At 38.1% G+C, this 13,421-nt stretch carries 9 protein-coding genes and 1 pseudogene; 4 read left to right on the top strand and 6 right to left on the bottom strand.

Annotated features, from left to right (window positions below; genetic code table 11):
- The first annotated feature begins 44 nt into the window (after positions 1-44).
- Positions 45-2,240: a polysaccharide biosynthesis tyrosine autokinase gene (locus WKK05_RS13490; RefSeq protein ID WP_341530175.1), complete on the top strand. Its 2,196-nt coding sequence runs from the start codon at positions 45-47 to the stop codon at positions 2,238-2,240.
- Between the two features lie 113 nt (positions 2,241-2,353).
- Here the strand turns inward: WKK05_RS13490 and WKK05_RS13485 are convergent.
- The 5 genes and pseudogenes from WKK05_RS13485 to WKK05_RS13465 form a co-directional block, all read right to left on the bottom strand.
- Positions 2,354-2,551: pseudogene (locus tag WKK05_RS13485) on the bottom strand (IS701 family transposase); the annotation flags it as partial.
- Between the two features lie 390 nt (positions 2,552-2,941).
- Complete coding sequence (locus WKK05_RS13480) at positions 2,942-3,142, bottom strand: hypothetical protein (protein WP_341530174.1); 201 nt, start codon at positions 3,140-3,142, stop codon at positions 2,942-2,944.
- 204 nt (positions 3,143-3,346) lie between these two features.
- The gene (locus WKK05_RS13475; protein WP_341530173.1) at positions 3,347-4,087 is read right to left on the bottom strand and encodes a hypothetical protein; all 741 of its coding nucleotides are present in this window, start codon (positions 4,085-4,087) and stop codon (positions 3,347-3,349) included.
- Positions 4,088-4,815: 728 nt separating this feature from the next.
- The gene (locus WKK05_RS13470; RefSeq protein WP_341530172.1) at positions 4,816-5,493 is read right to left on the bottom strand and encodes a response regulator transcription factor; all 678 of its coding nucleotides are present in this window, start codon (positions 5,491-5,493) and stop codon (positions 4,816-4,818) included.
- Positions 5,490-6,560 carry a response regulator gene (locus WKK05_RS13465; protein ID WP_341531083.1) on the bottom strand — a complete coding sequence of 357 codons (1,071 nt, stop codon included), beginning with the start codon at positions 6,558-6,560 and terminating at the stop codon, positions 5,490-5,492. Before WKK05_RS13465 ends, WKK05_RS13470 begins: the two co-directional genes overlap by 4 nt.
- A gap of 138 nt (positions 6,561-6,698) precedes the next feature.
- Here WKK05_RS13465 and WKK05_RS13460 point away from each other — a divergent pair, with 138 nt between their 5' ends.
- Together WKK05_RS13460 and WKK05_RS13455 are read left to right on the top strand one after the other, a co-directional pair.
- On the top strand, positions 6,699-7,592 hold the full coding sequence (locus tag WKK05_RS13460) for a transposase family protein (protein ID WP_341525207.1): 894 nt from the start codon (positions 6,699-6,701) through the stop codon (positions 7,590-7,592).
- Positions 7,593-8,214: 622 nt separating this feature from the next.
- The gene (locus WKK05_RS13455) at positions 8,215-8,592 is read left to right on the top strand and encodes a hypothetical protein (RefSeq protein WP_341530171.1); all 378 of its coding nucleotides are present in this window, start codon (positions 8,215-8,217) and stop codon (positions 8,590-8,592) included.
- A gap of 86 nt (positions 8,593-8,678) precedes the next feature.
- Here WKK05_RS13455 and WKK05_RS13450 read toward each other — a convergent pair whose 3' ends face one another.
- Entirely contained in the window at positions 8,679-9,572 is an 894-nt protein-coding gene (locus tag WKK05_RS13450; protein WP_341525207.1) for a transposase family protein, read from the bottom strand.
- A 91-nt stretch (positions 9,573-9,663) separates the two neighbouring features.
- Between WKK05_RS13450 and WKK05_RS13445 the strand changes: the two genes are divergently transcribed.
- The gene (locus tag WKK05_RS13445; protein WP_341530170.1) at positions 9,664-13,404 is read left to right on the top strand and encodes a serine/threonine-protein kinase PknK; all 3,741 of its coding nucleotides are present in this window, start codon (positions 9,664-9,666) and stop codon (positions 13,402-13,404) included.
- The last annotated feature ends 17 nt before the right edge of the window (positions 13,405-13,421 follow it).

Below are 13,421 nucleotides of genomic sequence, written 5' to 3'. Positions count from 1 at the left end.
TAATCAAATCCCAACTTATTCATCCACACAAGAGGCATATTGATATGGAAACTCAAGAAACTTCCTTGTCATTAGCAAAATATTTTCAAATTTTACAGCATCGCTGGATACCTGCTTTAAATGCATTCTTAGCTGTTTTTATAATTTCAGTCATAGCTTTATCTGTTTTGAAAAAGCCTGTATATTTAGCAGAAGGAAAGCTGCGCTTGCAAAGAACAAATTCTACATCTAGTCTCACAGGATTAGGAACACAAATTGGTACATTAGATTCAGTTGGGCGTGATGCTCAAGATAATCCTTTGAAAACAGAATCAGAAGTTATAACTTCTCTACCAATCATTAAAAAAACTATCATAGAAATTAATATGCAAAATGATCGAGGAGAACCTATAAAAATCAAGGAATTTATAAAGAAGTTGACAGTCAAAGAAGTCAAGGGAGCTGATGTCATACAAATTTCTTACCAGGATATCAATCCAGAGATAGCTGCGAAGGTTGTTAATAATCTGATGGACAATTATTTAGAGGAAAATATCTTTTCCCTGAGATCTGAAGTAGTATCAGCTCGGAAATTTATAGAAAAACAAGTACCATCAGCAGAATTAGTTGTTCGCCAAGCAGAAGCAGAATTAGCAAAATTTAAAGAAGATTACAATGTTGTTTCTTTGCAAGAAGAGGCAACTAGGGCAGTGGGAATTCTTGCAGAATTACAACAGGAAATTAACTCGGTTCAATCTCAATTTGCCAATACTGAAGCACAATCTCGAGAAATCCGTCAACAATTGGATATGAACCCCCAAGAAGCATTGGTGATGGCTTCTGTTAGTCAAAATACAGGGGTGCAAGATATGTTCAAAGAAGTTCAACTGTTAGAGTCACAACTCGCAAATAGACGTACTGTTTTGCAAGATACTCATCCAGAAATTATTGATTTAAAGGACAAATTAAAGTCATTATATGAACTAAGGCAACAACGTATCCAACAGGTTGGAGGAACATCTCAACCACAAATAAATAAAAACTTTCAACTAGGAGCATTACAACAAGAACTATCTGGAAAGCTCGTAGAATTAGAGTCAACTCGTTTGGGTTTGGCAAAGCAAGCTGCTACTTTATCTAGCCTACAATCTACTTATAAGCAACGTTTGCACAATTTGCCGAGATTAGAACAACAGCATCGCCAGTTAGAACGTAAAGTACAAGGCGCTCAATCTACTTACTTACTTCTGCTTCAAAAGCTGCAAGAAAGCCGCATCGCTGAAAACCAGAAGATAGGTAATGCTAGCATTATATCTAAAGCTGATGTTCCAGATGAACCCAGTTCTTCTTCTACAACTGCTTATTTGAGTGCAGGTTTATTAGCTATCTTGGCAGCTTTAACGACTATATATGTTTTAGAAATAAAAGATAAATCTATCAAGACTATTGATGAGGCAAAGAAATTGTTGGGCTTGACTGTATTAGGCATGATTCCTTCTTGGCAAAAAGCTAAAAAATCTTTTCTTAGTCCTAGTCAAAAAGAACCAGAGGCTTATGATCAAAGGCTTGTAGTTCGGGATGCGCCCCGTTCTGCTATTAGTGAAGCTTACCGAATGCTGCGGGCTAATCTCAGGTTTATGAGCGCTGATAAAGAACTAAAAGTTACAGTTATTACTAGTTCTGTACCTTCTGAAGGTAAGTCAACTGTTGCTGCTAATTTAGCTGTAGCTGTTGCCCAAATGGAAAAGAAAGTCTTACTTATAGATGGAGACTTACATCGTCCAGTACAACATAAAATTTGGAATTTAACTAATAATCAAGGTTTGAGTAATTTACTTGTCGGGCAGTCAGAATTTAGCATAGCTATCAAAAAAGTGATGGATAATTTGGATGTCCTCACTTCGGGAATCGTACCTCCTAGCCCAGCATCTTTGTTGGACTCGAAACGAATGGCGAAGTTAATCGACAATCTTGCCCCTAATTATGATTTAGTCATTATTGATACTCCATCACTAAATACTGCTGCTGATGCTGCGACTTTAGGCCAAATGGCTGACGGAGTTTTTTTGGTAGTTCGTCCCGGAGTAGTTAATTCAGGAGATGCAACTTTTGCTAAAGAAGTTTTGGAAAAATCGGGGCAAAACATCTTAGGACAGATAGTTAACGGTGTGATTCCTCAAAATGAGACTCACAAGTATTACTATTGTGCGGAAGAAGAACACCCAAAAGCAGGTCTTGTTGCAGAAAGTTATTTTTCATAGCCGAATGAGTATCGGCAATTTTGAAACTCAATACTTTCTTTATCTGTTAAAGAAACTCCAAAAAATAAATTATTCCACTTAAAGTCGTTAACTGTTAACCCTCATTTGTCACTCTAGGCAGAGGAAAAGTAGAAATCAGGGTGAATCAGGAAAATAAAAATTGAACTGATGAGGTTATAAATAATAGATTGAAGTTTAGAAAAACCCAAAGACAATTGGGGAATAGGAAAAACTGTTAACCAGGGGTATATCAAGTTAAATAGGATAAAAGGTTGGGCAGTTAAACGGAGATTGTTCAGAAGATTCTTCCAGTCACTATGAATTGATGCCTACATACTCTTTGTGCTTGATAGTTCCCTACTTGCCCAAGAAAATCTTCAATTCCTTTTGCTGTTCTTCCTTCTAAACGTAATTCATCAAAACAATCTAATATAAATAAATATCGAGTATTGTGATCGCTTAACCAATCATCTCGGTTAGTAAAATTTTCTCTAACAGCCGTTGAGCAGTGGAATTTGTATAAAGAACTTTTAGGCTGTTGTCCCTAGCTTTACATATAAAATATTCAGTCTGTAATGATAGACAGCAAGACTTCTACACTTTCCGGACAAAAAGCAAAAAACTTTTATTTCTGTGATTTCATAGGGCGATCGTTTATTGTCCTCAATAAGAATTTGCCAATCGAAGGTTAGTCAAAATTCTTAGGTAAAGATAATCCCAAGATGACGGTGAAATGCTTCAACTGCATTTGCCACGCTATCTTCACGCTTAATCTTCTTCCCTAACTCTTGGGCTTTCTTCTGCATTACCTCATCACCCAGTACTACTTTAATTGCTTGTGCTAAGGTTTTTTCTGATATTTTCTTGTACGGAATTGGCGCAGGGCTTACTCCTAGTCGCATGAGCTTTTCACCCCAAATCGGCAAAATGGCAAGGGGGCAATTTCAAAGTCTGAGTTCTGAAGTGATTGAGCAGTTTTCCAGCTCAACGTCCTTAAATTCCAACATTACACCCCAACATTGAAAATCTGCACAACTAGTTATTCTGGCACCAGGTGCGGAGTATTTCTGGTTCCGAAGAGTGAATTCTGACGAATATATTCTTTTTTAATGTATTTTTACGGCAATTGTATAACTAGGTAGCTGTGAAGCATCTGTTTGTGTTTTCACTAGCCGCCAGTCACTATCGATATATAAATGCTCAAATATTTGAGAACTGGTTAAGTAGGTTTTTTCAGGTTGATGAGCATGATATTCTTCTAAGTTTTGTAACTTGATATCTGGATGTAAAATTGCTTCTGATATGTTCGGTTTGGTTTGAGTATTAACTACATTAATAAACCAGTTAGAAACTGATTCTACAGTCAAAGGAATTTCTCGATTTTTAAAGGCTTGAAATTTTTCCATGTCTTGAAGATACCATTTACCATTTTTAACTTCATATTTTTGGATAACCATGAAGTCGTAAGCTAGTAATTTTGATGTAGGATCTCCACAAACTGAGGGCTCTTTTCCCAAAATATAACGAGCTGCACTAGCACAACAACCATTCTGCTGAAAAATTTGAAAAGACTGCTCTTGTATTCTTTTAGGTAAACTTTGATGAAAGGAGACGGTAGACCAGATTGGTGTCCAAACACCAACTAAAAGACGTAATTGTTCTGTAACACTGAAAACAGGATTGTGTTGACTCAATTTAATAAAATATGGAAGTAATTCAGTTTTATAAAAGTTGATTTCTGCATTTAAAGGTTCTGCTTTTCTATTTTTTATTCTGGTCAAAATCTCATTTTTAAAATTTTGCTTTCTGGGAGCGCTTAATTGGTTTTTTAGTAAAAGTTCAAGCATTACTATTGACCTTTTTCTGATTTTCAGATGGCTAAGTAAAATTAAAATCTATTAACTTTAGTATCTATAAGCTTATGTACTAGTTTATACATTCCAATGAAAACTCTATTTATTTTTTTAATAGATATTAGCTATATAGTAACTTGATAATAGCTATCTTGATCTGATAAGTGGTGTGATCTTAATCACAAGAAATAGCTTTTAAGAAACGTTCAGTTAAACTACATTGCAAGTAACTAATTGCACACAACCAATCTATAGCCATCCTCAAAATTAATAGCAACCTGCGGCTGCCTTTCTTACCTATCCTAATGTGGCTCACCATTAGCTACGTCGATAGGCTCGCCCGGCTGGGAAACAGCTTTTGATAGAATGAGAGCAGTGTTTTTTGCTCCTTGCTGTAACTTCAATTCATGAAGCTTCGGATATTGCAGGACTGTCCACCCACACTAAAATGATATTTGAATTAATAGTCACTGGTCTGTAGCAAAGGAAAATCAAGCCATCCATTCAGTCCACTGCGGGGCATCTACAAGCAACTGAGTAAATTTCTCTGGGCTGACCTCCTCGAACTCCAGCATCACGCCCCAGCGCTCATCACTCGTGAGCGTACTGAGTAATTCTTTCACCGAATCTATGCCGTGTTCTACCCGTTTAATCACCTGTTGAGCGTAATACCGAATCTATGCCGTGTTCTACCCGTTTAATCACCTGTTGAGCGTAATATTTTACTCTGTATTCTCCAGATAAGAAAGATATGCATTGGCAACGATCGCAGCTTGAGTACGATCGCGCAAATTTAGGCGAGTGAGAATGTGGGAAATATGGTTTCTGACTGTTCCTTGAGAAAGAAAGAAAGCTTGGGCAATTTCTTGATTACTAGAACCGATTGCAATCATTTTGAGAACTTGCCGTTCTCTGGGTGTGAGTTGTGCAAAACCTGGTGGGGGTTGTTGAGGTTGATTTTGCTCATTGGAGGGTGTGGTAGCAGCAATTTTTTCTAAAATACCAGGGCCAAACTGAGTGTAGCCTCTATGGATGCAGCGGATGGCTTCCGCCAGTTCCTCCGAAGGGGTATCTTTTAACAAATATCCCTTTGCTCCAAAGCGAATGGCTTCTGCGACGTACTTGGCATCGTCAAAAGTGGTAAGGACTAAAATTTTGCTAGCCGGAAATAGTTGGCACAGTTGTTGAGTAGCAGTAACACCATCCATGACTGGCATCCGAATATCCATGAGAATAATATCTGGTGGCTGAGATTTGGTGTGTAGTATTTTAACTAAGTCAATGGCTTGTTGACCGTTACTAGCTTCTGCAACTACTTGAAAGTCGGGTTTAATTTCTAGAAGCGTTTTTAAACCGCGGCGGACAATCTCTTGATCTTCGACTAGTAAAACCTGAATCATAGTGTTATTTTAGGGAATTTGGCTGTAATTTTACAACCATTGCCAAGCTCGCTAGTAACTTCCAGTTGTCCAGCTAGTGCCAGGGCTCGTTCGCGCATCCCCTGTAGCCCAAAGCCAGTATGGTTTCCATTAAGACAGAAACCCCTACCGTTATCTTGTAGTATGAGTAAAAGTTCAGTAGGTGTAGTTTGAATCTGTAAGCCAACTGTTGTAGCTTCAGCGTACTTACAAATATTTGTCAAACCCTCTTGTATGATGCGATACACAGCGGTATTGACTGAGTTAGAGAAAGGCACAGATAGATTAATCTGACATTCGGGTGCAATTCCTGTGGTATGGTGAAATTCCTGGGTAAGAGAGGCGATCGCTACCTCCAACAACTGGCCTTGTAAAGGATCTGCCCGCATATCGGCAACAGATTTGCGAACAGTATTCAAAGCCTGAGAACCTAATTGTTTGGCTTCAGCAAGAAATTCATAAGCCTTTTGTGGAGCATCTTTCCAAAGGTTAAGCGCCGTTTCCATTTGAATGTTCAGCGCCACTAAGGAGTGTCCCAAGGAATCATGAATATCGCGAGCGATGCGATTGCGCTCTTCTAATGCCGCCATTTCTTCAATGCGCCCGTTCAGTTCCTGTTCTTGGATTAGTAGTCTTTGAAGCTCTGCTTGTGTTTGTTGTAAATGGTGATTTTGTGCTTTTAATATCCTTTGCATCTGGCGAAGAGAGAGTTGAGTTTGAATGCGAGCGAAGACTTCCTCTTCTTGAAACGGTTTTGTGATGTAATCAATACCTCCAACTTCAAAAGCTTTGACTTTATCCAAAACTTCGTTGAGCGCACTGATGAAGATCACAGGAATATCTTGAGTCAGGGGATTGGCTTTGAGATGTTGACAGACGTCGTAGCCATCCATCCCAGGCATATTAATATCTAAGAGAATTAAATCTGGTGGTTGTGCTTGAGCTCCCATAAGAGCAGCTGAACCACTCATGACTGCCCGTACATCACAGCCGCGATCGCTCAACAAGCCGGATAATAACCGAAGGTTGTCCGGCTTGTCATCAACGATGAGAATGTCTCCTTTGAATTGAGTAGAATTGATGTCGAGTTCAGAGGAATATACAGTAAACTTGTCCGAAATATTAACTTAGGAAAAGAAAAATGGTAAAACGTTAGATTGGGCGTCTACCATTTTCCACAATTAGTTATGATTTTAGATTATATACAAAAGTATCCACTACGAACAAAACAGATTTTAGGGATTAGTTACGAACAATTGCAATCACTGCTAAATTGCGCCTTAAAACGAAATCGATACATCAAAGCTAAACAAGAGAGTCATAAAATTAGAATTAATGCGGCTGGTGGTGGTCGTCCCGAAAAGTTATCAACCGAAGAACAAGTATGTTTATGTCTATTTTATCTAAGACAGATGCCAACATTCCAAGTATTAGGAATGCTATTTGGTGTTTCCAAAACCGAAGCTAATGATACATTTCACGACTGGATACCAATTCTTCGTGATATATTACCTGCTAGTTTATTAGAACAAGTATCAAATAATGAAAGTGATTTACTATTTGTTCAAGAAGTATTAACAAATTTTAGGCTATTAGTCGATAGCTTAGAACAGCCAATATATAGGGATTCTGACCAAAAAGAGCAACAGAAATATTTTTCTGGAAAGAAGAGACAACATACATTAAAAAGTCTGATAATTGGCATACCAGAAGGCAAAGATATTGTAGAGGTAGAAGTAGGTGTTCCTGGGCCAACAGCAGATATAAAATTGTTTCGTCAATCTCAAAATAAATTTGATAAATCTCAACCCTTTTCAGGTGATAAAGGCTTTCAAGGAGGTGAGAATATCACTACTCCTCATAAAAAGAAACCAAAACGAGAATTAACTCAACAGCAAAAAGATGAAAATAAGGCTTTATCTAGTAATCGGATATTCATTGAACATTTGATTCGATTACTTAAAATATTCCGCATAGCCTCACAAAGATTTCGCTTAAAGCTTGAGACGTATGAGCAGATTATTTTAACAGTTTGCGGATTAGTTAGGTTAAGAATTGGTAGCTTAGTTCTGCCAACTTAGCTAGTAGCAAAAATCATAAATTTTTAGAAATTAGGAGTTAATTTTTATGCCTCTAAATTATCACTAACTATCTCAAAGCCTTATAATTACGTATTTACGAAGATATCAAAGTTTTGCCCCAAAGCTTTGAACAGTCTGGCTTTGGAATTTTCGGACAAGTCTAGTGTTGTTCATAAGTAATTATAAATCATGAGGTAAAATTGCAAAGCTGAGCTTATTGACTGAACTGGTTTTTTGACGGGAAATAGCAGGATTAGTTGATAAATATATAGGGTATACAAGTTGTATCAATTCCGAGATAACAGCAATCATATTTAACCCACAAGCCTAATGTATCCTTGCAGGTTAAAACTCATGAAAGTTTATTGCAGAAGTTTTGTGGTAAGGTGGTTTGGATTTGATTTCTCCGGGGAATCGATAACTCTAAATTAGCCAAAATAAATATCTGCTGACATCGAATAAATGTCACGTCGAGAGCATTACATTTGTCACTTGCGAGTTGATTAACTTTTTGTTGAAACCGACCGTGTGCAAATTGACTTTTACTAAGGAAGGTTGAAGAATAATCCTTAAGTCTTGTTGGTTTTGAGTCTTGTGTGGAATTGAACCGAGGATACTAGTAATGATTACTCTCCCGAACATTGAGGTTCACTCCCAAATATACTTAAGCGCGAATTCAGTTGTCTACCGAGGGGTAAGCAAGGAAGAGAATACACCAATCATTCTCAAAGTCCTCAAACAGGACTATCCCACCCCTGGGGAACTTACACGTTACAAACAGGAATATGAAATCACTCGTTCTTTAAATGTAGAAGGAGTGATAAAGGTTTATAGCATCCAAGAATATCAACGAACACTCGTGATGCTGTTGGAGGATTTTGGCGGAGAGTCATTAGCAAAATTGCGTTCTGAATTCCTGGCATTAGACTTGTCCGAAAATTCCAAAGCCAGACTGTTCAAAGCTTTGGGGCAAAACTTTGATATCTTCGTAAATACGTAATTATAAGGCTTTGAGATAGTTAGTGATAATTTAGAGGCATAAAAATTAACTCCTAATTTCTAAAAATTTATGATTTTTGCTACTAGCTAAGTTGGCAGAACTAAGCTACCAATTCTTAACCTAACTAATCCGCAAACTGTTAAAATAATCTGCTCATACGTCTCAAGCTTTAAGCGAAATCTTTGTGAGGCTATGCGGAATATTTTAAGTAATCGAATCAAATGTTCAATGAATATCCGATTACTAGATAAAGCCTTATTTTCATCTTTTTGCTGTTGAGTTAATTCTCGTTTTGGTTTCTTTTTATGAGGAGTAGTGATATTCTCACCTCCTTGAAAGCCTTTATCACCTGAAAAGGGTTGAGATTTATCAAATTTATTTTGAGATTGACGAAACAATTTTATATCTGCTGTTGGCCCAGGAACACCTACTTCTACCTCTACAATATCTTTGCCTTCTGGTATGCCAATTATCAGACTTTTTAATGTATGTTGTCTCTTCTTTCCAGAAAAATATTTCTGTTGCTCTTTTTGGTCAGAATCCCTATATATTGGCTGTTCTAAGCTATCGACTAATAGCCTAAAATTTGTTAATACTTCTTGAACAAATAGTAAATCACTTTCATTATTTGATACTTGTTCTAATAAACTAGCAGGTAATATATCACGAAGAATTGGTATCCAGTCGTGAAATGTATCATTAGCTTCGGTTTTGGAAACACCAAATAGCATTCCTAATACTTGGAATGTTGGCATCTGTCTTAGATAAAATAGACATAAACATACTTGTTCTTCGGTTGATAACTTTTCGGGACGACCACCACCAGCCGCATTAATTCTAATTTTATGACTCTCTTGTTTAGCTTTGATGTATCGATTTCGTTTTAAGGCGCAATTTAGCAGTGATTGCAATTGTTCGTAACTAATCCCTAAAATCTGTTTTGTTCGTAGTGGATACTTTTGTATATAATCTAAAATCATAACTAATTGTGGAAAATGGTAGACGCCCAATCTAACGTTTTACCATTTTTCTTTTCCTAAGTTAATATTTCGGACAAGTTTATTTAACCCGATGCCCTTGGCTGATTTCTTGCGTTTGGCGATTCAGATTGCAGAGATATTGGGTAAGATTCACAGCAGTAATGTCATCCATAAGGACATTAACCCCAGTAATATCGTTCTCAACAGAGCTACTGGGATAGTGAAAATTATCGATTTTGGGATTGCGACGCGATTTGCGCGCACAAATCCGAGTTTTAAAAACCCTAATGTCCTAGAAGGCACCGTCGCTTATATCTCGCCGGAGCAAACCGGGAGAATGAACCGGATGTTAGATTACCGCACGGATTTTTACTCATTAGGAGTCACCTTCTACGAACTGCTAGTTGGGCAATTGCCGTTTGTCGCAACAGATGTACTGGAATTGGTGCATTGTCATATTGCTCTTGAGCCTGTTCCACCTCATCAGGTGAATGCAGAAATTCCTAAAGTTGTCTCCGGCATCATTATGAAATTAATGGCGAAAAATGCCGAGGAGCGGTATCAAAGTGCTTGGGGAATCAAGGCAGATTTAGAAGAATGTCTCCACCAGCTAGAAGACACAGGTGGAATGGAAGCGTTTCAATTAGGTAGTCACGATATTTATGATAAGTTTCAGATTCCGCAGAAACTCTATGGACGCAAAACCCAAGTTGAGACGTTATTGACTTGTTTTGAGCGAATCAGTACAGGGTCAAATTCAGTAGTAGATGCGTCTGCAAAGGGCAAGCCTGAAAGTGAGATGATGCTTATCACAGGCTATTCTGGTATCGGCAAATCAGCCCTAGTGCAAGAAATTTATAAACCGATTACCCAAAAGCGCGGTTATTTCATTACAGGTAAATTTGACCAGTTTGGACGGAATATTCCTTACTCTGCAATTGTGAGTGCCTTTGAGTCCTTGATTGGGCAATTGCTCAGTGAACCAGAGACTTCTTTGCAACAATGGCGGGAAAAAATTCAAGCAGCTTTGGGTGCCAATGGGCAAATCATTGTTGATGTGATTCCTAATTTAGAACTAATAATTGGTAAACAGGCATCAGTCCCTCTAGTTGGAGCGACTGAAGCTCAAAATCGCTTTAATTTAGTGTTTCAAAAGTTTATCCGAGTATTTTGTGCAAAAGAACATCCTTTAGTTATCTTTCTGGATGATTTGCAGTGGGTAGACTCGGCAACACTCAAATTAATCGAGTTGATGATGAGCGATCGCTCTTCACAATATTTGTTTGTCATTGCAGCGTATCGAGACTCGGAAGTGAACTCAACTCATGGGTTAATAATGACTCTTGAGGATTTGAGAAAAGCGGGAACAACAATTAATCAGATTACTTTAGAGCCTTTGGGGTTGGAGGCTGTAGCTCAATTAATTGCCGATACATTACATAGTGATACCGCTTGGATTCAACCTTTAGCAGAGTTAGTCATAAATAAAACTGATGGGAATCCCTTCTTTGTGAATGAGTTTCTCAAAACTCTGTACGCTGAAAATCTGCTGAGTTTTGATTTTGCGAGTCGCATCTGGCAGTGGAATATCGCTCAAATTCATGCCAGAGATATAACTGACAATGTGGTGGAGTTGATGATTGGTAAGCTCAAGCAACTGCCACAATCAACGCAGAACCTCTTAAGTTTGGCAGCTTGCGTTGATGCTAATTTTAGTTTAAATATACTCGCTATTATCTGTGAAAAATCACCAGATGAACTTTACCCTGCGTTAGTTGAAGCAGTTCACGCAGGAGTTATCCTACCCATATCCGAATTAGATGCTCAACTATTAATTCAGGATTATAAATTCTTGCATGACCGCATTCAACAAGCAGCGTATGCTCTGATTGAGGAAAATCAAAAACAAATCCTTCACTTACAAATCGGTCGCAATTTGTTGCAGAAGGCTACAGACTCGACACTATCAGATCAAGTCTTTGAGATAGTGGATCATCTAAATATTGGCGTTGAACTTGTCAGTGAGCAATCAGAACGTTCGCAAATTGTCAAACTAAATTTGCTGGCAGCGAAGAAAGCAAGAGCAGCATCAGCTTATAGTGCGGCATTGAAATATTTAATTAGGGGGATAGAGTTGCTAACCGATGATAGTTGGCAACAGCAATACGATCTCAGCTTAGTTTTGCATGAGGAAGCGGCAGAAGCAGCATACCTTTGCAGGGACTTTGATGGAATGGAGAGATGGGGAAAGATTGTTTTAAAAGAAGCCAAAACCTCTCTAGAGCGACTAAAAACTTATGAGGTTAAAATTGCAACTTGTGTGGTGCAAACAAAACTAGTCGAAGCTGTCAAAATAGGGATACAAGCGTTAGAGCTAATGGGGATAAGTTTACCAGAGTTGCCAACAGCGTTGGATGTTCAGCAGAAACTAGAGGAAGCAAAGACTGCTTTGACTCGGGGGAGCATAGAGGAGCTAACAAAGCTGCCTAGCATGACAGAAGCAGGCAAGTTGGCAACCATGCGTATCTTATCGAATATGATTTGTCCTGCCTATCAAGCTGTACCTACATTATTGCCGCTGATTGTGTGCGAACAGTTGAATTTATCTATCAAACATGGAAATTCGCCTTTTTCTGCCTTTGCTTATGCTAATTATGGAATGATTTTAAACGGGGTAGCTAACGATATTGAGGGAGCAGATCAATTTAGTCAATTGGCTTTAAGTCTAGTTGAAAAGTTTAATATTAGAGACATCAAATGTAAAATATTCCTGATAATTGCACTGTGCATAATTCACGGAAAAAATCATCTTATAGACACCATTACAGTTTTACAAGAAGCGTACTCTAGTGGCATAGAAAATGGAGATTTTGAATATGCTAGCTATGCTGCAATGATTAAATGCCTTAACTTATATTTTAGTGGTCTAGAATTGACAGAGCTCGAACGGGAGATGGACTTGTGGTGCCATGCAATCGCTCAACTGGAGCAAGAAAATAACTTAGGTCAAAACCAAATGCACCGCCAGGTAGTCCTTAACTTGCTTGGAGAAGTTGAAAATCCATGTCGTTTAGTTGGTGTTGTCTACAACGAAGAAGAATCACTACCACTTTATTTGGCTGTTAATGGCAAAACTGCACTTCATTTCCTTTATCTTCACAAACTAATTCTTTGTTATCTGTTTGAGGAATTTACTGAAGCCGTAAAAAATGCAAACTTTACTGAACAGTATTTAGAAGGCGCGACAGGAATGATAACTGTTCCTCTATTCTATTTATACGATTCTCTGTCGCAAATAGCAACATATCCATTCACTTCCAGTTTAGAACGAGAACATCTGCTCCTCAAGGTGACAAGCAACCAAGAGAAGATGCAAAATTGGGCGCAATATGCGCCGATGAATTTTCAGCATAAATACGACTTGGTAGAAGCAGAGAAAGCCAGAGTATTAGGTAATATCCTTGAGGCTGAAGAATTCTATGAAAGAGCAATTATTGGCGCAACTGAAAACGAATATATCCAAGAAGAAGCATTAGCTTATGAGTTAGCAGCCAAATTTTATGAATCGCGTGGCTTGTCAAAATTTGCCTCTACTTATATGAAAGAGGCACACTATTGCTACAAGCGCTGGGGAGCAAAAGCCAAAGTTAAAGATTTGTCAGCTAAATACCCACATCTGCTGGCGACTTCACCACAAAAAAGAAGCACTACTATACACATAGATACCGCAACTCCTGTTACGACGACAACCAGCACTAGCTCAAACAAAGATTTGGATTTAGCTACAGTTATCAAAGCATCGCAAGCAATTTCTGGTGAAATAAGTAGGTAGGTGCCAAAAAAGTCAGC

It is taken from the genome of Nostoc sp. UHCC 0302 (assembly GCF_038096175.1).
Taxonomy (GTDB): domain Bacteria; phylum Cyanobacteriota; class Cyanobacteriia; order Cyanobacteriales; family Nostocaceae; genus UHCC-0302.
The sequence above is the reverse complement of the archived record's forward strand: the minus strand, read 5'-3'. Positions and strand labels throughout refer to the sequence as shown.